A 19,923-nucleotide genomic window follows, 5' to 3' on the forward strand; every position below is an offset into this window, starting at 1 on the left:
CGCCCAAATGGCTGCTATGCCCGCGCCCCCTACAGCACGCCCGACAGGATATTAATGCTCAGGGCCAGAATAGCGGTATTAAAGCCGAAGGCCAGCATGCTATGAAACAGCACCAGTCGCCGCATCCGCAGCGAGGTAAGCATCACATCGGAGGTTTGGGCCGTCATGCCAATTACGAAGGCGAAGTAGGCAAAATCCCAGTAGGAAGTGGGCTCATCGCCGGAAAATACCAGCCCCGCCGACTGGTGGCCGGCCCCCAAGCCTTGCTGCTGCTGATGAAAGTAGGTGTGCGCATAGTGCAGCGCAAACAGCGTGTGCAGCAGGCACCACGTAGTCATCACGGCCGCCACCGATACCAGAATGTGCTCGATGCGCTCCTCCTGCACCATTTCGTGCAGGCCGCGCAGCATCAGCATCACCGCCAGCAAGCTGATGGTGGTGCCGATAAACGTGAGCGTCAGCAGCAGAATCCAGGTGCGGTCGGGGTGCATCAGCAGCGCCCGACGACGCATATCGGCCGTGCTGCTCCGGAAGATGGTGAGCCAGCTCAGCAGCAGCACGCTGAGCACGAAGCCGTCCCAGCCCATAATCAGACGTGTAAGGAGCCTGAAATCCAGCGGGGCCAGCTGGTAGCAGAGGCTCCCGACCCCAGCCGCCAGCACCAGCTGGAGCATACGGGCCAGCAGTCCTGGGCGCATTAAGCTGGGAACGGGGGCAGGCGAGGCAGTAGAAATAGCCATGGCGCAAGCGGTCAGATGAAGGACTGAAGTTAAGAAAATATCATGTTAACACTATGTACCTGAACCCATTCCACGCTCCACCCGCTAAAGCCCTGCTTTGGCTCCCGCGCCCCACACTACTATTTCGGTGAGCCGCAGCCGGCAGTTGGAGGCCCGGCTGATGGCGTACAGGTCGTTGGTGCTCCACTCCGAATAAAGCACCTGCCGGAAGCCCTGCCCCGGCTCCCGCACCCGCACCACCCGCAGGCTGGCACACGCCCCCAGCCGCACCGCCGACGACCACCAGTAGTAGCCCTGTGGGTAGCGGCCGGTGCGGACGCTGCGCACAAAAAACGCCCGCCCCGCGGTATAATTCACGAAGCCGCCCACGGCCAGCGGCTGCACCCACGCCCGCTCGCCCAGCTCCAGGCGCGGGCGCGGGGCCACGTAGGTGGCTTTGGCCGTGAAAATAAATAGTGGCCGGCTGCCGAGCGCGCGGGGCACGTAGCCCACCAGCAGCTCGGGCTCCAGCCGCTGCCGCCCGCCCCACCAGCCGCCCCCCACGGCCACCAGCCCCAGGCCGCCCCCCACCTGCACGGTCAGAAACGGGCCCTGGCCGGATGGCTGGGCTATTGCGGGCCCGGCGGCAAGGCAGGCGCACAGACCCCACAAACCAGGCTTAGCGCACGTCCGCATAGGTCACGGTTTCGAGGTGAAACTGCCGCTGCCGGCCCCAAAGGGAGACAATCTGGTAGCGGCGCTTGCCGAAGCTGTAGCCGGTGAGGTAGGAAAGGCCATCCTGAAAAGGCTGCTGGGCCGAGAAGCGGTGCACGTGCCCGGCCAGGTGCAGCACCACCCGCGGACTAGCCCGCAGCGCCGCCGCATACGGCAATACCAGCCGGGGGTCAAAATCGGAATCGGTGGGGGGCACGTGGCACACGACTACCTGCCGCCGGGTGCCGGCCGTGTCGGCGAGCCGGGCGCGGAGCCAGGCCACGTTGGGCACGGTGCCGGGGAAGCCGTATTCGCGGCTGTTGGTATCGAGCAGCACAAACCGGGTGCCGCCATACTCGAAGCTGTAGTTCAGAGGACCGTAGATGCGCTGGTAGTTCAGGCGGCCGTTGGCTACCTGGTCGTGGTTGCCTATCACGGTCAGGTAGGGCACGCGCAGGTGGCGTAGGCGGTGGTGCAGCCAGCGCATCTCGCGCGGCAGGCCGAAGTCGGTGAGGTCGCCGGCAAGGAGCACGAAGTGGATGCCGCGCTGCTGGTTCACGCTGCGCACGAAGGCCTCGGCCTCGTCGTAGAAGCGCTGCGAATCGCCGATAAACACGAAGCGCAGGGTATCGGCGGGGGCCGGCGGGGGCGTTTGGTATAGGCGCGTCAGGTTTTGGGCGGTCAGGTTTCGCTCGGCCGGGGGCACCCAGGTTTGGTTGGGGCTGAACTCCAGCGCGGCGCACCCGCCCAGCAGCAAAGGCAACAACACATAGCGCAAGCCGCCGACCCCAGGTATCATAGCGCTGCCGGACCAGACCGTGGTAAACCCCGTGGAAAATACCAGAAGTTGAATATACGCAGGAGCCTGCTCATTTTCCAGCCGGGCTTGGGCTTACTCTGGCCTGCTGGCCAATCGAACGGCGAAGATCATCCTGGCGTACTATTTGCCCGGAAAAGTACCTGGCCTACTGGCTTCTTTCCGCCTTTTCCTTTTCCCTTCTTCCCTTTTTCGCCTCCGTAGTTATGCTAAAAGCCTTTCCCGCTGCCGTGCTGCTCACCGTGGCCGCCCTGGGCCTGAGTGCCGCCCCGGCCCACGCTCAGATCAACATCAATATCGGTCGCCCGGCCCCGCAATACGTGGTGGTGCGCGAGACCCGGCCGGTGAAGAAGTACAAAGCGCCCAAGTACAAGAAGGGCGCGGTGCTGTTGGTGCCGGCCGGCCCCGTCTACTACGAGCCCCGTGGCCACGGGCACGGCCGGGGCAGAGGCCGCCACTAGTTGCTCAGTTCTTCCAATGCCTTTGAAAGCTTCCACCCCGGTGGAAGCTTTTTTTATGCGCGCCACGGCGGACCGTCAGCTCGGCGGCCGCCTGCTTGAGCTGCTTCGGCGGCGACTCCGCGGCGACTCAAAATACCTTTGGGAACCGCAGGGCAGCAAAACCGGACGCTCTGCCCGCGACCGGACACTATTTCGGCGGCATCATTAGCCCTGCTTTACGCTAAATACCTGACTTACATTGCCCTTACCTCGCTGGCACGGCGCTTGGCAGATTAGCTACTAAACCGGGGCCCCGTGTCCGTTTGTGCACAATGGCCGGCTCCGGCGGTACGCATCTGCCACCTTCTTCTTTTTACCGCCATGAACTACCCATTTGCTCCCGCCCTCCGCTTCGTTGTTCGTCCGCTGGCCCTGGCCGGCCTGCTGCTTGGGCTGGCGGCCCGTCCGGCCCAGGCCCAGCAGACCACGCCCGTAACCGTGACCAGCGCCGATGCCACCAGCATCCGGCTCCGCATCGATAATGCCGCCCACCGCCCCGGCCGGGTGCAGGTGCTGAGCCGGCGCAGCGGGCAGGTGCTGTTCGACGAAACCTTTGCCGCGCCCGCCTACGGGCACCGCTTCAACTTCCGCGACCTAGCCGCCGGGCGCTACGTGCTGCTGGTGCAAACCGGCGGCCGCCACTACCGCTACACCTTCCAGACGGAGCAAAACCCGGCCGGGGCAGGCATCACGCTCCGGATGCTGCGCACCCAGGGCCCCGAGCTGCTGGCCGCCGCGCGCTAAGGATGGGCATTGCCGGGCTGGGCCTTCGCCTCTTCTGGCTCCATCTGGCGCGAGTTTAGCGCCGCGTAACTCGTGCCGGTTTATGCCGGGAGGCTGCGCCTCCCCCGCCCGAACGAACCGCGCCGCTCAGATTTCTTCGGGCGGCGCGGTTTCGGTTTGCCGCTGACGCGGCAGTGGAGGTACAAACTCCACGTTATGGCTGGTCACGAGTTACACTGCGCTAAACTCGTCGTGGTAGTTGGGACCTCATTCTTTCTGCAATCTTGGTAGGCCCATCTCCTTAAACGATTTTAGCCTTAAGCTCAATACTGGTATTTCGTCCTTCGCAATCAACAATTTCATTTTGTTATCTGGCGATAGAAAGGCGTAATTATCCCCAAGTATCCCAAGAAATTTCAGCCTTTTATAATGCACTTTTTGAACTTGCTCATTAGTCAATTCAATATATGAACTTGACTTGCCTTTAATTATTGACAATGCGTTTTCTCTACCACTTAAAAGAGCAGACCAGCTGTAAGTTAAAAAGAAAAATACAAGATACCCTCGAGTAAATTTGCCACCTATAAAACCAAAAAGCTCGTTTACGCTTATATGCATTGCAAGACATATTATAAAAATCAGGATGAGCCAAACATTGTAATCCTCTATATTATTATAGCTTGTATGGGATGCAAAGAATAAGCCAATTATCAAAAAGCCAAATAAGCTAATATTCTCTATCTTGAGCAGGTTTATACGAAATCTGCGTTTCATTTCAGCCCAAGAAATAGGCTTTTCTTCACTCTCACTCATTGTGTATGGCGTAAGTATACTATTCATCGAATCAGCATTTTTGTTTTCATAAAATTTTCTGATGACAAATGGCGCAAGATTAATTATTTGCAGTAAAAATCCAGGTGTAAATTTAGGAAATACAATGTATGCCAAGTTTTTAACAAGCCCTTCAATTGATAAATATGCCAGTCCATTCAGTTCAAATGTAGACCAATATGCATATTCATAAAGCGCAGATATAAAAACTGATATTGACAAAGTAATCCATGGCCATTTTTCCTTTAATCCCATATTTTTATTAATTAATCACTTTAAAAACAATGCCTGTATTTTGAATTATTCTTACGAATCGCAAGCCTCGCAAGCATCCGGATTATCCAGCGAGCAGACCATATCCAAGGCGTTCTGGGCCGATACGGCCAGCCGCTCTAGGGTTTCGGCGGCTTATTGCTACGAAGCCTGTTTGAAGTTATCCTCAGAAGGCAACTGCCCCGTTTTACGCAGGAATGCCTGCAATTCGTGCTTCGTAATTGGGCCACTGAGGCGGCGGCTGTTCCACTCAGCATCGGTCAGGCCATTCATGGAATGGTTAGCGCGCTTCAATAATTCGGCGGATGACGGCTTGTTGGATGGTTTCATAGTCAGCGAGAGCTTTAAGTCTTCAACCACTAATTGGTCAGATGGACCGAAGATAAACTGCTTCATGAATAAAGAGAAAGCCCCAAACTTCTACGCTTGGGGCTCTCTGCTATTTAGTTCTGGATGGACTACGAAGCCAGTTTCCAAGTGGCATTAGGCGGTAGTTGGCCAGTTTTGCGCAAATGAGCTAAGAACTCCTGCTTTGTCAACGGGCCCTTAACACGGCTGCGCTCATATTCTTCTGCCGTTTTACCAGCCATCGAAAGGTTAGAGGCCGGCTGCGAGTTGGCGAAGGATGACGTCTTGGATGGTTTCATAGCTCGGCAAAATTACGTCTTCAACGACAAGTTGGTCATCATGTAACGTAAATGTAACCGAAAGAAATTTCCGCTGCTTCGTATATCCTACAACTTCGTAGGCACCAGCGCCTTTGGGGTAAAGACCACTCCGAGGAGGAAGTAGAAGAAGCTCCTCCATTTCTTCCTGCAGAATGCTGTAACTGTGACACCAGTTCCAGTTGACTTTACCAAAGTCGAGACTATAGCCGTCCAACACCCTACGACCCGCAAGCCTCGCAAGCGTCCGGATTATCCAGCGAGCAGGCCATGTCCGAGGCGTTCTGGGCCGAGACGTTCAGCGGCTCCAGGGTTTCGGCGGCCTGCTTCTGCACCGTGAACTTGATGGCGTCGGCGGCGGCTTTGGTGCGCAGGTAGTACATGCCGGTTTTCAGGCCCTTCTTCCACGAGTGGAAGTGCATGCTGGTGAGCTTGCCGAAGTTCACGTTCAGCACGTGCAGGTTCAGGCTCTGGCTCTGGCAGATGTACGCGCCCCGGTCGGCCGACATGTCGATGATGCGGCGCTGGGAAATCTCCCACACCGTCTTGTACAGGTCCTTGATGCTCTGCGGGATGCTCGGAATGTCCTGCACCGAGCCGTTGGCGGCGATGATATCGTTCTTCATCTGCTCGTTCCAGATGCCGAGCTTCACCAGGTCCTTGAGTAGGTGCTTGTTCACCACCATAAACTCCCCGCTCAGCACGCGCCGCACATAGATGTTGGAGGTGTAAGGCTCAAACGACTCGTTGTTGCCCAGGATCTGGGCCGTGGAGGCCGTGGGCATGGGGGCTACCAGCAGCGAGTTGCGCACGCCGTGCTCCACCACCTGGGCGCGCAGCGTTTCCCAGTCCCAGCGGCCGCTCTCGGGCTTCACGCCCCAGAGGTCGAACTGGAACTTGCCCTGGCTGAGTGGGGAGCCGGGGAAGGTTTCGTAAGCGCCGTCCTTTTTGGCCAGGTCCATTGAGGCCGTCATGGCCGCGAAGTAGATGGTTTCGAAAATGTCCTTGTTCAGGCCCGAGGCTTCGTCGCTCTCGAAGGGCATGCGCAGGGCAATGAAGGTATCGGCCAGGCCCTGCACGCCGAGGCCGATGGGGCGGTGGCGCAGGTTGCTGCGCTCGGCTTCCACTACGGGGTAGAAGTTGATGTCGATGACCTTGTTGAGGTTCTTCGTGGCGTGATAGGTCACGTCGTAGAGCTTCTGGTGGTCGAAGGTCAGGCTGCCGTTTTCGCCCTTCAGGAAGCGCGGCAGGGCCAGCGACGCCAGGTTGCACACCGCAATTTCGTTCTCGTCGGTGTACTCCATTATCTCGGTGCACAGGTTCGACGATTTGATGGTGCCCAGGTTCTGCTGGTTGCTCTTGCTGTTGGCAGCGTCCTTGAAGAGCATATAGGGCGTGCCCGTCTCGGTCTGGCTTTCCAGGATGGCGAACCACAGGTCCTGGGCCTTCACGGTGCGGCGGCCGCGGCCCTCCTTCTCATACTTCATGTAGAGCTTCTCGAACTCGGGGCCCCAGGTGTCGCCGAGGCCGGGGCACTCGTTGGGGCACATCAGGGTCCAGTCGCCGTTGGCTTCCACGCGCTTCATGAACAGGTCGGGGGTCCAGAGGGCGTAGAACAGGTCGCGGGCGCGGTTTTCCTCCTTGCCGTGGTTCTTTTTCAGATCCAGGAAGTCGAAGATATCGGCGTGCCAGGGCTCGATGTAGATGGCGAAGGCACCCTTGCGCTTCCCGCCGCCCTGGTCCACGTAGCGGGCCGTGTCGTTGAACACCTTCAGCATTGGGATGATGCCGTTGGAGGTGCCGTTGGTGCCCTTGATGTAGGAGCCCGTGGCCCGCACGTTGTGGATGCTCAGCCCAATGCCGCCGGCGCTCTGCGAAATCTGGGCGCAGTTTTTCAGCGTGTCATAAATGCCCGTGATGGAGTCGTCCTTCATCGTGAGCAGGAAGCAGGACGAAAGCTGGGGCTTGGGCGAGCCGGCGTTGAACAGCGTGGGCGTGGCATGGGTAAACCACCGCTCACTCATCAGTTCGTAGGTTTCGATGGCCGACTCGATATCATGCTTGTGAATGCCGATGGCCACGCGCATAATCATGTGCTGGGGCCGCTCAATCACCTTGCCGTCCACGCGTAGCAGGTAGCTGCGCTCCAGGGTTTTAAAGCCGAAATAGTCGTAACTGTAGTCCCGGTCGTAGATGATAGCCGAGTCCAGCGTAGCCGCGTGCTTGTGGATGATTTCCCACACGTCCTTGGCAATGAGCGAAGCATTCTCGCCGGTCTTGGGGTCCTCGTAGGTGTACAGCCGCTTCATAGTGCTGCTGAACGACTTCGAGGTCACCTTGTGCAGGTTGCTGACGGCAATGCGGGCGGCCAGGATGGCGTAGTCGGGGTGCTTGGTGGTGAGCGAGGCGGCAGTTTCGGCGGCTAGGTTGTCCAGCTCCACCGTCGTCACGCCGTCATAAATACCGTCGATGACCTTTTTGGCCACCTCAATCGGCGACACGAAGTTCTGATTCAGCCCGTAGCAGAGCTTTTCGATGCGCGCCGTGACTTTATCGAATTTCACGGATTCGCGGCGGCCGTCGCGTTTGAGTACCAGCATGAGCGTGGGAGGTTGGGATGGTTGGAGTATAGAAACGCCACGTCGAAAAACGGCGGGCACTACGTTCAGGAATCAGAGCAACCGGTAGCTATTCCGGCCTTCTTGATGCGGAAGATATTCCCTTCCGGCGGGTAGGACAAACCTTCTGTTTAGAAGTTTTCCACAATAGGCTAATGCGGTGCTATTCAGGCTATTTTTCGGAATTAAAGCGTGACTATATAGCCCCAGGAAGTCCCGAAATTTCAGGTTGCGCGGGAGGTGGAAATTTGGTAGAACGAACTAAAGCTATGAGCTAAAAAACTAGCCCCCCTCCTCAGATGAGGAGGGGTTGGGGGTGGTTGACCGGAGCGTTGTTTATCTTGAAGAATCTAGAAGCTAAGCTACAAGATGCCCGCAACCAAACACGTCCATAACCTCCCCCACCAGAAAGCCAGCCGCCGCCAGCTCCGCAGCAATCTGACCCAGGCAGAGGCGCTGCTGTGGCGGGCTTTACAACGCAGCCAGCTGGCCGGCCGCAAATTCCGCCGTCAGCATGGCATCGGCCCCTACATCGTGGATTTCTACTGCGCCGCCGAAAAGCTGGTTATCGAGTTGGATGGTGCGGGGCACTTCACAGTAAGCGGGGAAGCTTATGACGTTGAAAGAACAGCTTATCTGACAGGTTTGGGCCTGCGGGTGCTGCGCTTTGAGAACCGGCTGGTGCTAGAGCAGACAGATGGTGTGCTGGCGGGAATTGAGGCGGCGTTTGGCGCGGGGGATTGTCGTTCTGGCGTTTCAACCACCCCTAGCCCCTCCTCATCTGAGGAGGGGAACTAGCTTTTTAGCCTTAGCATAAAATGTAAAAAAGCCTGCGATACGGACCGCAGGCTTTTCAGCAGTTGATTTATTGAATAGCTTAAAAATCCTCGTCCAGCGAGAAGGCATTCTCTGTCCGCTCGCTCATCACGCCGGCTTTCTGGTACTCGGCCACGCGCTTCTCGAAAAAGTTGGTTTTGCCCTGCAGCGAAATCATCTCCATGAAATCGAAGGGGTTCGAAGAGTTGTAGATCTTGCTGTATCCCAGGCTCTGCAAGAGGCGGTCGGCCACAAACTCGATGTACTGCGACATGGTTACCGAGTTCATCCCAATTAGGTTCACGGGCAGCGCGTCGGTCACGAACTCCTGCTCGATGCTCACCGCGTCGCGGATGATTTCGTGCACGCGCTCCTCGGAGAGCTTGTTTTGCAGGTAGCTGTAGAGCAGGCAGGCGAAGTCGCAGTGCAGGCCCTCGTCTCTGGAAATCAACTCGTTAGAGAATGTTAGACCGGGCATCAGGCCGCGCTTCTTCAGCCAGAAGATGGAGCAGAACGAGCCGGAGAAGAAGATACCCTCCACGGCCGCAAAGGCGATGATGCGTTCAGCGAAATCCTCGGAGTTGATCCACTTCAGGGCCCACTCCCCCTTTTTCTTCACGCAGGGCACCGTTTCCAGGGCGTTGAAGAGGCGGTCCTTTTCCTTCGGGTCTTTGATGTAGGTGTCGATCAGCAGGGAATACGTTTCCGAGTGGATGTTTTCCATCATGATCTGGAAGCCGTAGAAGCAGCGCGCCTCGGGCATCTGCACTTCCTGCATGAAGTTAACGGCCAGATTCTCGTTCACAATGCCGTCGGAGGCGGCGAAGAAGGCCAGCACGTGGCTGATGAAGTGCCGCTCGCCGTCGTTAAGGGCGTCCCAGTCCTTCTGGTCCTGGCTCAGGTCGATTTCCTCGGCGGTCCAGAACGAGGCTTCGGCTTTTTTATAAAACTGCCAGACATCGTTGTTCTGAATGGGAAACAGGACGAAGCGGTTGGGATTTTCAGTGAGCAGCGGTTCCATAAGCGGATGGGAAAAATAAGCTGAAAAGTAGCCGGCACCTGGGCAGAAGCGGTGGCTCCTGAACCTGATGCGTCAGAAAATGTTTGGCTTTCCGACCGACTTCACAACGCCCGTCGAAGCATCAAATATAACCCCACCCCAGGGGAACATCGCCCCGGCTCTGCGTTTTTTCTGTGTTAATTTTTCCGTATGATGACTGGCTGCAGTCTTTTCTCGGAGTCATGGTGCCAAGCGTGAAAACTGTGCAAAAGGCCCCAAAAACAACGGTTTCAGAAAAGTTATCCACATTTCACCTGTGGACAATCCATCTTATCCACAAAAACGCTATTCGCGTGCCCGTCCGGGTGCTTTTAAAAGACGCGGCCGAACAGGTACTTCCCACGGCCTCAGCCGCTTTTCCGCGTCGAGTAGATGATGATTAGTGAGTTAGGTTTGGTTTTGTGAAAGGATACTTCTACTTTTGCCTTCCAATTTTCAGAAAACGCGAAGACGCCGATGTACGCAATTGTCAACATAGCCGGGAAGCAGACCAAGGTCGAAGCCAATAAATTTGTATACGCTCACCGCCTGGCTGGCAACGTCGGCGATACGGTAGAGCTGGGTAAAGCCATGCTGACCGACAGCGAAGGCACCATCACCATTGGCTCGCCCCTGCTGGACGTAGCCGTTATGGGCACCATCCTGGAGCACGTAAAGGGTGACAAGGTGCTGGTATTCAAGAAGAAGCGCCGCAAAGGCTACAAGAAGCTGAACGGCCACCGTCAGCAGTTCACCAAAGTAATGATCAACAGCATTGGCTAAGGCCAATTATGAATTCTGAATTATAAATTCTGAATCAGGCATTTGCGCCACCGATTCCAATTCATAATTCAACATTCATAATTCATAATTCCAACTACAATGGCACACAAGAAAGGCGTAGGTAGCTCCAACAACGGCCGCGAATCTCATTCTAAGCGCTTGGGCGTGAAGATCTTCGGCGGTCAAGGCATCATTGCCGGCAACATCATCGTGCGTCAGCGCGGCACCAAGCATCACCCCGGCCAGAACGTGGGTATCGGCAAGGACCACACGCTGTTCGCCATGGTCGATGGCACGGTGCAGTTCCGCAAGGGCCGCAAAGACCGCTCGTTCGTGACGGTTGTTCCGGTTTCGGAAGTAGCCGCCGCTTAGTACCACGGATTTTTCGGATTGGTCGGATTTCACGGATTTCGTGAACGATTGATCTGAGCCAGAAAAAGCCACCTCAGTCGGGGTGGCTTTTTCTGTTTGAGGTAGCTTGGGCAAAACTGCTGCGCCGGACCCGAAAGCTGTGAAATCTGCCTAAGTCGCGCGAATCCGTGGTTCAGACTAAGGCGTAAAGGACCGGCTTGCTGGGGCTGGCATCCAGCTCCAGACTCGTGACCTGCAGATTGAGCAAGTACAGGCCGTCCAGGACGGCATCGGGCACGAAGATCAGCTCGGTGATGGTGGCGGCCGTGCGCGTAGCGTGGGGGTACTGCCAGAAGGCGTGGTGGGCCAGCAGCTCGCCATCGTCCTCTTCCCGATCTACGCTGGGCAGGTCGAGCAGCAGATGCTGGATACTGCGGGCCACTAGGTAGTGGGCTAGCGCCGGCTCCAGGTACGTGGGGTTGGTGCCCGAATACTGGCGGTGACGCTTGGCGGCGTCGTTGGGCAGGGTGCGCAGGATCAGGGCTTCGGGAGCATCAGCGGCAGCTTCCAGCAGCGGCTGCACATCGGCCAGCAGCACTACCAGGTCGCCGTTGGGCTGCGGGCGGGGCAATACGGAAACCAGCCGGGCCACGAACAGGAAGCGGCGCAGACAGCGGTTGAGCGTAGCCGCCGGGTCGGGGCTGATGTGGCCGTAGCACTCGGTATGGGTGCCGTTGCCGTGGGGCGTGAGGTGGACGCGCTGGTAGTTGGTACTGCCGCCCAGCGCCACGCTGCCCACAAAGCTGCCCACCCGAATCGTGTCGAACTGCACTGGCTCGGCCCAGAAGCAATTCACCTGCTCCGGGCCGGGAGCCAGCGGCAGCGAGATATCCAGCGGCGCGGCGGGGTCGAAGGAGTAGGTGCGGCCGTGGTGGGAGTAGGTGGCAGGCATGTGCAGGGGTTTGCGGGAAGTGGCTCCGGCTGGTGGGCTGGGTTACGAAGCTGTTTAGAAAGTCGAGCAGAATATCCCAGGACGTTATGCTTCACCTGGCGTCCGCGAAGTCGAAGCATCGTGCTATCGTTGGATTACTACTCAGACGTCAGCACGCGAGATTCCTCGGCTTTGCTCGGAATGACACGTTCTTCCGCCTTGCTAAACAGCGTCTACGGCTCGATGCGCAGGAACACGCCTTCCAGGTAAAAAATATTGTGCGGGGTGCTGCCCTCGTAATCCTCCTCGTCCTCTTCCTCATCGCCGCCAAAGTCCAGCTCCGGCTCGTCTTCCGAGGCTTCGCCTTCCTCTTCAAAATCGTCGGCCGGATAGGTGCAGGACAGTTTCATGGCCACGCCGGGCAGCGGGACGGGCGGCTTTTCCTCGGTGGTGTATTCCAGCAGGCACGGCCACTCCGTGACGGTGGCCAGGGCTTCGGCTACGTCTTCCTGCAGCGCCTCGGCCCGGGGGCCGGCCAGGCGCAGCAGCAGATCGAGGGACGGAAACTGCAGGCCCAGGTGAAAGAAATGCAGGCTCTCGTCGAAAAACGTGGTGGCCCACACGGTCACGTCGTCCGTGTTGTCGAAGACAATGGCCGTAATCTGAATCTGCTCGACGAAAAAGTCGGCGTCATCGGCGAGAGCGTCAATCAGGCGTTTCATTGCCTGAACATACGCAAAACTGCCGCTTCTACCCAGCGCCGAAAGCCGCACTTACGCCGCCAGGAAAAGCTCCAGCGTGATTTGGTCGGCCAGCAGCTTGCCGCGGTCAGTGAGACGCAGCGTGCCGTTCAGCAGCGTGGCCCAGCCGTTTTGGCGCAGCTCATTCAGATAATCAGCACGTTGCACCGGCAGATCCACGCCCAACACGTCGCGCAGGTAGGTTAAGTCGCAGCCGCGGGCGGTGCGCAGGCTGGTCATCAGGTATTCGTTGGCGCGGTCGGTGGGCGAGAGAATTTCGTGGGTCAGCGGCACTTCGCCCTGCTCCAGCACGGCGGCTATGTACTGCGCGTTGTTGGCCACGGCGTAGGTGCGGCTCGTGCCATCGAAGGAGTGGGCGCTGGGGCCCAGGCCCAGGTAGGGCACACCGCGCCAGTAGTTCGAGTTGTGGCGCGACTCGCGGCCGGGCCGGCAGAAGTTCGATATTTCGTACTGCTCGTAGCCGTGGCGCGGCAATTCGGCCAGCAGCATTTCAAACTGCCGGGCCACAAACTCGTCGGGCGGGGCTACGAAGGTGCCTTTGCGCAGCCGCCGGCCAAACACCGTATCGGGCTCGATGGTCAGGGCGTAGCACGACAGATGCGGCACCTGCAGCGCAAACGCCTGGGCCATATCCTGCTCCCAGATGCCGTGGTCGGCGGCGGGCACGCCGTAAATCAGATCCACGGAAATATTCTCGAAGCCCACATCCTGCGCCAGCTGCACGCACTGCCGCGACTCCTGCGCCGAGTGGGCGCGGTTCATCAGGCGCAAATGCGGCTCGTGGAAGCTCTGCAAACCAATACTCAGGCGGTTGATGGGCGAGGCGGCCAGCTCGCGCAGCTTGGCCGGCGTGAGGTCGTCGGGGTTGGCTTCCAGCGTGATTTCTGCCTGCGCCGACACCTGAAAATGACGGTGCAGGTCGTTGAAAATCGTATCCAGTTCGGCGGCCGTGAGCAGTGAGGGCGTGCCACCGCCGAAGTAGATGGTTTCCAGCACGGGCGCCGGCCCCAGATAACTGGCTCGCAGCATCATTTCCCGCCCGATAGCCTCCACCAAGCGGCCCTTCAGCGTCATAGAGGTGCTGAAATGAAAGTCGCAGTAGTGGCAGGCCTGCTTGCAGAAGGGAATGTGGAGGTAGAGGCCGGGCATTTGAACAGAAGAATTGCGGACAGAACTCGCGGTTGGGAAAAAGCCGGGGAGCCACGACACCGCAGTACAAAACCGCCGATTGTACTTTCGGGAAATTAAAAGCGCGGTTCTGCGTTTGTGTTCCCAAATGTACGCCCGTACCCTCGTTTTCTTCCTGCTGAGTATGCTGCCGCTGGTGTGGCCGGGAGCGGCGTGGGCCCAAACGCTGCCCGCGCCCAGTCAGGTTCCGGTGGCTACGCCCGCATTTCCGCCCGCCACGGCCCGGCCCGATACGGCCAGCCGTCGCAAAGCGCCGGAGTCGCGCAAGGCTATCAGGATTGGCACAGAAGCCGCCGACGAGGCTAGGTTGCGCCGGTATCGGCCGCCCACGGCGGCTCCCGACTCGCTGGCGGCCCGGCGGGCGGTGCGGGCGCTGGTGCTGGCCCTGCAGGCCGATTCGTACCTGACGGCCTCCGCTGATGCCATGCGCTGGTACCACGATACGCTCCGGGTGCAGCTCTACGTGGGCGAGAAATTCCGGTGGGCGCGACTGCGCAACGGCAACCTGGGCGACGCACTGCTTACCCGCGCCGGCTTTCGCGAAAAGCTCTACGCCAACCAGCCTTTTGAGCCCAGCCAGTGGGCCCGACTGCAGCAGAATATTCTCGCCGAAGCTGAGAACCAGGGCTACCCCTTCGCCACCGTGCGCCTGGATTCGGTGCAGCTGCGCGGCACCGACATCGAAGGCCGCGTGGTGCTCGACCGGGGCCGCGTGGTGCTGTTCGACTCGATTCAGCTGGTGGGCAAAACCAAGACGAAGAAGCGCTTCCTGACCAAATACCTGCAGCTTTTTCCCAACCAGCCCTACAGCCAGCAGCGCGTGGATGCGGCGGCCCGGCTGCTGCGGCAGCTGCCTTACCTACAGATGCGGGCCGAGCCGGAAGTGCGCTTCGCCAAAGGCAAAGCCCGTGTGTACCTGTTTCTCGACGACCGGGCTTCTAACCAGTTCGATGCCATTGTGGGCGTGCTGCCGAACCCCAATCCTGGCGTGGGCCAGAAGAAGCTGCAGATTACCGGCGACGTGACCATCAACCTGCGCAACCTGAGCGGCGGCGGCAAGCAGATCGGGCTGCAGTGGCGCAAGCTGGACGTGGCCTCGCAACTTTTTGACGCTCAATATCTTCACCCCAACTTTTTCGGCACGCCGCTGGAGCTGGGCGGCAGCTTCAATCTGTATAAGCAGTCGAATGCGTTTCTCACGCTGCGGCCGCGGCTGCAGGTCACCTACCCTACCGTGCGGGCCGGGCGCGTCACGTTTTTCACCGAGCGCCGCAGCTCCCGCCTGCTCTCCGACTCCACCTTCCGCGAGCGAACCGTACTGCCCGACACCATCGATTCCGAGTTCAATTCCTACGGGCTCGAATACGGCTGGAATCGCCTCGACGACCTGTTTTTCCCCCGGCACGGCCTGCTGGCCAGCGTGCAGGCGGCGGTGGGCACCAAGCGCATCAGCAAAAACGCCGACCTCAACGACACGCTCTACCAGCGCCTGCCGTTGCGCTCGACGCAGGTGATGCTGGCCCTGCGGCTAGAGCAGTATTTCGCGGTGGGCAAAAACGGCGTGTTTCTGGCCCGCCTGCGGGGCGAGTCGCTGCTGAACAAGCGGCTGTTTCTGAACGATATGTTCCGGCTGGGCGGCCTGGCCACGCTACGCGGCTTCAACGAATTCGCCTTCTACGCCAGCTCCTACGGCGTAGGCACCGTTGAATTCCGGCAGTTCACCGGCGGCGACACCTACGTATTCGTCTTCGCCGACCAGGCCTACCTGCGCCGCGACCTGGCCAACGACAAAACCAGCGACACGCCCGCCGGTCTGGGCGCGGGCCTGAGCTTCCGCACCGGCGCGGGCCTGTTTCAGTTCGTGTACTCCGTGGGCCGGGCGCAGGGCCAGCCGTTCTCCCTCAACGCCTCCAAAATCCATTTCGGTATCACTAGCCGGTTTTAAAGGAATGTGAGAAATGTGGTGAATGTGGTGAATGTGCTAAAAAGTCGCCTGTCATCCTGAGCCTGCGAAGGATCTACCTCTTTCCGCAATACAGCACTCTTTTCAACGCACAAAGCCCTTCACCACGCGACGGTGAAGGGCTTTGCTCATTTCAACAGGCTTCTCACTTAACGGAGGAAGGTCCTTCGCAAGCGTACGCCAGATGAGGGATGACAGACAGCTTTTTAGCCCATCAGCACTACCGCATCAGCACATCAAAAAACCAGCACGTTATTGCAATGCTTTCTTCAGCTCGCTGGCAGCCAGGGCCTGGGCTTCTTTGGCCTGGGGCACTACCGCGCCCATGCCGAAGAACTCGTGCGCCACGTTATCATACAGCTTGTAGGTTACGGGTACGCCGGCGGCTTTCAGCTTATCGGCGTAGGTTTTGCCCTCGCTCATTAGCGGGTCGATGCCGGCCCCGATGACCGTGGCGGGCGCCAGGCCTTTCAGGTTAGGCGCAGTTACCAATGAAATCATTGGGTTTTTGCCGTCGGCGGGCGTGCGCAGGTACTTGTCGAAGAACCAGGCCATGAAGGGCTTGCTCAGCGGCTTGGCGGCGGCGTTTTTCTGGTACGAGGGCGTATTCAGGTCGTAGCCGGCAATGGGGTACACCAGCAACTGGTGCTTCGGCTGCATCAGACCTTTGTCGCGGGCCATCATGCACACGGCGGCGGCCAGGTTGCCCCCGGCGCTTTCCCCAGCCACGGCCACGCGCTTGGGGTCGCCTTTGATGGAAGCCGCATTTTTCAGCACCCACTGATAAGCGGCAAATGAGTCGTTGTGTGCCGTCGGAAACTTCATTTCCGGGGCCTGCCGGTAGGCCACCGACACGAACACGGCCCCGGTCTGCTCAGCCAGTGCCCGCACGGAGGGGTCGTAGGTATCCAGGTTGGCAATGACCCAGCCGCCGCCATGATAATACACCACCACGGGCAGCGGGCCAGTAGCGCCTTTGGGCATATAAATACGGGCTTTTACGCCCGGTGCCACTTCCCTGCTCATCGTATCGAGCGGCGAAGGCGGCGTTTGAATGCCGAAATCCTTCATCACGGCCATTGTGGCATCGGTGGCTGATGGACCTTTGCGCACTTCCGCCACGGGCAGCTTTTCGGGCGGCGTAGGGCCGCTCAGGCTGGCCAGCTTTTCCAATACCGTTAGCATTTCGGGGGCGATGTTCGGGGCCCAGGCCGGGGCGGGCCCGGCGGGCTTCACGGCGCGGGGCGCAGCGGCCATGGCGCTGGTGTCGCTCATCATAGCCGCTGAGTCAGTAGCTGCGGCGGTGGTGCCGGCCTGTTCGCTGGTCGTGTTGCTGTTGCAGCCAGCCAGCCCCAGCAGCGAGGCAAAGCAGGGGGTTAATAATCGGAGGCGGGTAGCGGGGGTGAAAGCAGGGAATAGCTTCATGTGTTTTAGGAAGAAAAAGTAGTAGAGAAAAACAGTTCGCCGGTTTACGTAGCAAGCAGATGAAATCGTTGGGCCACAAGGGTATTTATTCGGGTCCCACCGGCCTGCGACAGGGCATTTTCTAGGTTCCACTAAAATAATTCAGCTGATTATCAGCCCGAAAGCAGGCTACAGCCAGTAATACCTACTCCCGATGCTGCTTTTAAAAAAAACCCTCCTACATTTGCAGAACCAAACAGTGCGGGGTGGAGCAGTTGGTAGCTCGTTGGGCTCATAACCCAAAGGTCACAGGTTCGAGTCCTGTCCCCGCTACCTAGATAACCCGGAAGTTACTCATCATGAGCAGCTTCCGGGTTTTTCGTTTTTAGCAGTTTCCGCTAATTGATTAGCGAAACGCAGCAGGCAGACGAGAAACAAACTGAACAAAGGCCGTGAGCAGCGTATGAAAGGCAGTAACCCCGGCCGCCGGCCAGACTGCTATATTCCCGGCTTCTATTGCTTCCTGCTTCCCCAATAGCTCCATCTGGTATGTCTGCTCAATCTGCTTCCCCATCCGCAGTTCCGCGGCCCTACATTCTCGCCGAAACCACTTGGAAAACCGTGCGGGAAACCAAGTACGAGGTAGTGGTACTACCCTGGGGCGCTACCGAGGCGCACAATTACCACCTGCCCTACGCCACCGACAACTTTCAGTGCGACTACGTGGCGGCCGAAGCGGCCCGCAAAGCTTGGGAGCAGGGCGCGAAAGTGGTGGTGCTGCCTACCATTCCGTTCGGCGTGAATACCGGCCAGCTCGATATTACGCTCGACATGAACCTGAATCCCAGCACCCAGCTCCTCATTCTGCGCGATATAGTGCAGGTGCTGGCCCGACAGGGCCTGCCGAAGCTGGTAGTGCTGAACGGCCACGGCGGCAACGATTTTCGGCAGATACTGCGCGAGCTGCAGGCCGAATTCCCTACCGTGTTTCTCAGCACCCTCAACTGGTTTCGGGCCGCCGACCGCAGCCAGTTTTTCCAGGCCCCCGGCGACCATGCCGATGCGCTGGAAACCAGCGCCATGCTGCACATTGCGCCCCAGCTGGTGCGCCCGCTGGTCGAGGCCGGCGATGGCGCGGCGCGGCAGTTTCGCATCCGGGCGCTGCGCCAGGGCTGGGCCTGGGCGCAGCGCGAGTGGAGCCAGGTATCGGCCGATACGGGCGTGGGCAACCCGGCCGAGGCCACGGCCGAGCAAGGCCGGGCATTTCTGGAGGCGGCAACCACCAACATCGGGCAGTTTCTGGTAGAGCTGGCCGCCGCCGATCCGCACGATTTATATGAATAGGTGGCGGGGCCAGCCCGATAACATCAGGTAGAGGCTAAGGCCCTAAAACAGTTCAGCCGCATCTTCCCGAGGGAAAATGCGGCTGAACTGTTTTAGGGCCTTGCGAGGGCCGGCAGTTATTGCTGCGGCTTCGGCATGGTGCCCGTTGGGGCATCTACCTTGATTACGCCCTGGCGTTTGCGCGGAGCAGTGTTCATCGACTGCTTGCGGCGGGCCTGGCGGCGCAGCTTCATGCGGCGGAAGAAGCCGGGCTTGCGATGCTTGTTGCGGCTGTTGCCGCGGTAGCGTTTGTACACGGGGCGCGGCACCCGTGGGTAAGCCAGCGTTTCGGTTAGCGCCTCAGGGGCGGCTGCCGCGGGTTCGGCCAGCGCGGCGGTGGGGTCTGCCAGCACCAGTAAGGCGCACAGCAGCAATAGGATGAACTTGGTCATAGGAAAGAAATTGAAACGCTTTTACCGTGCGACAGCTAATCTCAAAGATTAAGCCAACGACTATATAGTGCGTTTCCCTGAGGCAGAATTTTGTGGAACAGCACCCGCCCGGTCCGGCAGTAGCCCCGACACCTGGGGCGGCAGCCGCGTGGCCCGGTACGTACACAAACCCCGCGCGGGTGCCTGCAGAGCCACATTGCTGCTGCCCGATTGGCCTGCTACAACACCCGCACTGGCCGGCTAAGCATGCTGCTGCGGGTGCCAAAGATTTGGGCAGAATGATTATTCGTTATTCAGCTATAGGGTCGTAGCAGCGGTAAGTGCGGTGGCGCAGGATCAGGCCATCCTTGAACTCGAAAATCATGCAGAACTGCGCCGAAACCTGCCCACCACGCACCAGCAGGCCGAAGTCGTTCATAATGGTAGCATGCCAACGCGTTTCCAGCACTACGCAGTCGTCGGTGCCGGCGTGCATCTTCGTCTGCTCAAACTGCGGGTTGTGCAGAATTTCGCGCCCCGCCCGGATGTTGCTCAGAATATCCTCGAACCCCCGGTGCTGAGTGGTGCGGGTGAGCAAATTAGGATATTCAATCTGCTCTATATCAGGGTGAAACACTGTTGCGTAAGCCGCTGGGTTGATTTCCAGCGCCGCACTCAGCGCCAGATACGAGTTGATGACAGCGAAATGATCATTCATGAAAACGCAGCAGATAGGTGAAAGAGGAGAACAAGGTAAGCAGGACCTGGGGTTTGTGGCGCGAAAAACAGGCTTTGCGGAGGCTAAACGACCGGTTAACGCTTTTCTTATGGGCCACAAAATACAATGGCCCTGCCAGCTGAAGCAAATACATGATTTTCCCAATATTTTCCTCCATCCATGTACGCTTTCTGCTGCGCTGAACCGCAGATTCTGCACCCACCCGCTATACGAAAGCGGCCCGACAACCAGATTTGCTTGCATCGGGCCAAGCTTAACGCAGCTATTCTTGCTGCATGAAAGCCATTGCAGCTGGCCGGAATAAGCGCGAAGGCAGAGCTGCCTGTACCGGCTA

General features: G+C 58.8%; 21 protein-coding genes and 1 tRNA gene. 9 read left to right on the forward strand and 13 right to left on the reverse strand.

Annotation, left to right across the window (positions count from 1 at the left end):
- Positions 1–29: 29 nt before the first annotated feature.
- The 3 genes from BUB62_RS01780 to BUB62_RS01790 all read right to left on the reverse strand — a co-directional run bounded on the left by BUB62_RS01780 (position 30) and on the right by BUB62_RS01790 (position 2,232).
- Positions 30–698: a DUF1345 domain-containing protein gene (locus BUB62_RS01780; protein ID WP_073105383.1), complete on the reverse strand. Its 669-nt coding sequence runs from the start codon at positions 696–698 to the stop codon at positions 30–32.
- Between the two features lie 126 nt (positions 699–824).
- On the reverse strand, positions 825–1,415 hold the full coding sequence (locus BUB62_RS01785; RefSeq protein WP_143163980.1) for a hypothetical protein: 591 nt from the start codon (positions 1,413–1,415) through the stop codon (positions 825–827).
- The gene (locus BUB62_RS01790; RefSeq protein WP_073105389.1) at positions 1,399–2,232 is read right to left on the reverse strand and encodes a metallophosphoesterase family protein; all 834 of its coding nucleotides are present in this window, start codon (positions 2,230–2,232) and stop codon (positions 1,399–1,401) included. The genes BUB62_RS01785 and BUB62_RS01790 overlap by 17 nt, the downstream gene beginning before the upstream one ends.
- A 224-nt stretch (positions 2,233–2,456) precedes the next feature.
- Between BUB62_RS01790 and BUB62_RS01795 the strand changes: the two genes are divergently transcribed.
- Both BUB62_RS01795 and BUB62_RS01800 read left to right on the forward strand, forming a co-directional pair.
- On the forward strand, positions 2,457–2,711 hold the full coding sequence (locus BUB62_RS01795; protein ID WP_073105392.1) for a hypothetical protein: 255 nt from the start codon (positions 2,457–2,459) through the stop codon (positions 2,709–2,711).
- 360 nt (positions 2,712–3,071) lie between these two features.
- Positions 3,072–3,494 (forward strand): hypothetical protein, encoded by a 423-nt coding sequence (locus tag BUB62_RS01800; RefSeq protein WP_073105394.1) that lies wholly within the window; start codon positions 3,072–3,074, stop codon positions 3,492–3,494.
- Between the two features lie 246 nt (positions 3,495–3,740).
- Here the strand turns inward: BUB62_RS01800 and BUB62_RS18875 are convergent, their stop codons facing one another.
- The 3 genes from BUB62_RS18875 to BUB62_RS01820 all read right to left on the reverse strand — a co-directional run bounded on the left by BUB62_RS18875 (position 3,741) and on the right by BUB62_RS01820 (position 7,842).
- Entirely contained in the window at positions 3,741–4,559 is an 819-nt protein-coding gene (locus tag BUB62_RS18875; RefSeq protein ID WP_143163981.1) for a hypothetical protein, read from the reverse strand.
- 159 nt (positions 4,560–4,718) lie between these two features.
- On the reverse strand, positions 4,719–4,973 hold the full coding sequence (locus BUB62_RS01810; protein WP_073105398.1) for a hypothetical protein: 255 nt from the start codon (positions 4,971–4,973) through the stop codon (positions 4,719–4,721).
- A gap of 490 nt (positions 4,974–5,463) precedes the next feature.
- A complete protein-coding gene (locus BUB62_RS01820; RefSeq protein WP_073105402.1) occupies positions 5,464–7,842 on the reverse strand; it encodes a ribonucleoside-diphosphate reductase subunit alpha in 2,379 nt (792 codons plus the stop codon).
- 387 nt (positions 7,843–8,229) lie between these two features.
- On the opposite strand from BUB62_RS01820, the gene BUB62_RS01825 reads away from it, so the two are divergent.
- A complete protein-coding gene (locus BUB62_RS01825; RefSeq protein WP_073105405.1) occupies positions 8,230–8,658 on the forward strand; it encodes an endonuclease domain-containing protein in 429 nt (142 codons plus the stop codon).
- Between the two features lie 79 nt (positions 8,659–8,737).
- On the opposite strand, the gene BUB62_RS01830 is transcribed toward BUB62_RS01825, so the two are convergent.
- Entirely contained in the window at positions 8,738–9,697 is a 960-nt protein-coding gene (locus BUB62_RS01830; RefSeq protein WP_073105406.1) for a ribonucleoside-diphosphate reductase small subunit, read from the reverse strand.
- 495 nt (positions 9,698–10,192) lie between these two features.
- Between BUB62_RS01830 and rplU the strand changes: the two genes are divergently transcribed.
- Positions 10,193–10,498: a 50S ribosomal protein L21 gene (rplU, locus tag BUB62_RS01835; RefSeq protein ID WP_073105408.1), complete on the forward strand. Its 306-nt coding sequence runs from the start codon at positions 10,193–10,195 to the stop codon at positions 10,496–10,498.
- 99 nt (positions 10,499–10,597) lie between these two features.
- Positions 10,598–10,870 (forward strand): 50S ribosomal protein L27, encoded by a 273-nt coding sequence (rpmA, locus tag BUB62_RS01840; protein ID WP_073105409.1) that lies wholly within the window; start codon positions 10,598–10,600, stop codon positions 10,868–10,870.
- A gap of 172 nt (positions 10,871–11,042) precedes the next feature.
- On the opposite strand, the gene BUB62_RS01845 is transcribed toward rpmA, so the two are convergent.
- From BUB62_RS01845 to hemW, 3 genes are all read right to left on the reverse strand, one after another.
- A complete protein-coding gene (locus BUB62_RS01845; RefSeq protein WP_073105411.1) occupies positions 11,043–11,801 on the reverse strand; it encodes a cyclase family protein in 759 nt (252 codons plus the stop codon).
- 212 nt (positions 11,802–12,013) lie between these two features.
- Complete coding sequence (locus tag BUB62_RS01850) at positions 12,014–12,502, reverse strand: hypothetical protein (protein ID WP_073105412.1); 489 nt, start codon at positions 12,500–12,502, stop codon at positions 12,014–12,016.
- A 51-nt stretch (positions 12,503–12,553) separates the two neighbouring features.
- Entirely contained in the window at positions 12,554–13,690 is a 1,137-nt protein-coding gene (gene hemW, locus BUB62_RS01855; RefSeq protein ID WP_073105414.1) for a radical SAM family heme chaperone HemW, read from the reverse strand.
- Positions 13,691–13,817: 127 nt separating this feature from the next.
- On the opposite strand from hemW, the gene BUB62_RS01860 reads away from it, so the two are divergent.
- A complete protein-coding gene (locus tag BUB62_RS01860; RefSeq protein WP_073105416.1) occupies positions 13,818–15,674 on the forward strand; it encodes a POTRA domain-containing protein in 1,857 nt (618 codons plus the stop codon).
- A 270-nt stretch (positions 15,675–15,944) separates the two neighbouring features.
- Here the strand turns inward: BUB62_RS01860 and BUB62_RS01865 are convergent, their stop codons facing one another.
- Complete coding sequence (locus BUB62_RS01865) at positions 15,945–17,117, reverse strand: alpha/beta hydrolase (protein ID WP_084538746.1); 1,173 nt, start codon at positions 17,115–17,117, stop codon at positions 15,945–15,947.
- A 239-nt stretch (positions 17,118–17,356) separates the two neighbouring features.
- On the opposite strand from BUB62_RS01865, the gene BUB62_RS01870 reads away from it, so the two are divergent.
- A tRNA-Met gene (locus tag BUB62_RS01870) sits at positions 17,357–17,429 on the forward strand.
- A gap of 216 nt (positions 17,430–17,645) precedes the next feature.
- Positions 17,646–18,440 (forward strand): creatininase family protein, encoded by a 795-nt coding sequence (locus BUB62_RS01875; RefSeq protein ID WP_073105418.1) that lies wholly within the window; start codon positions 17,646–17,648, stop codon positions 18,438–18,440.
- 116 nt (positions 18,441–18,556) lie between these two features.
- Here BUB62_RS01875 and BUB62_RS01880 read toward each other — a convergent pair whose 3' ends face one another.
- Together BUB62_RS01880 and BUB62_RS19240 are read right to left on the reverse strand one after the other, a co-directional pair.
- Positions 18,557–18,871 (reverse strand): hypothetical protein, encoded by a 315-nt coding sequence (locus BUB62_RS01880; RefSeq protein ID WP_073105420.1) that lies wholly within the window; start codon positions 18,869–18,871, stop codon positions 18,557–18,559.
- 289 nt (positions 18,872–19,160) lie between these two features.
- Entirely contained in the window at positions 19,161–19,568 is a 408-nt protein-coding gene (locus tag BUB62_RS19240; RefSeq protein WP_073105423.1) for a nuclear transport factor 2 family protein, read from the reverse strand.
- On the opposite strand from BUB62_RS19240, the gene BUB62_RS19245 reads away from it, so the two are divergent.
- Positions 19,567–19,893 (forward strand): hypothetical protein, encoded by a 327-nt coding sequence (locus BUB62_RS19245; RefSeq protein ID WP_159437383.1) that lies wholly within the window; start codon positions 19,567–19,569, stop codon positions 19,891–19,893. The two genes, BUB62_RS19240 and BUB62_RS19245, sit on opposite strands and share 2 nt — an antisense overlap.
- The last annotated feature ends 30 nt before the right edge of the window (positions 19,894–19,923 follow it).

This window comes from Hymenobacter daecheongensis DSM 21074 (assembly GCF_900141805.1).
Taxonomy (GTDB): domain Bacteria; phylum Bacteroidota; class Bacteroidia; order Cytophagales; family Hymenobacteraceae; genus Hymenobacter; species Hymenobacter daecheongensis.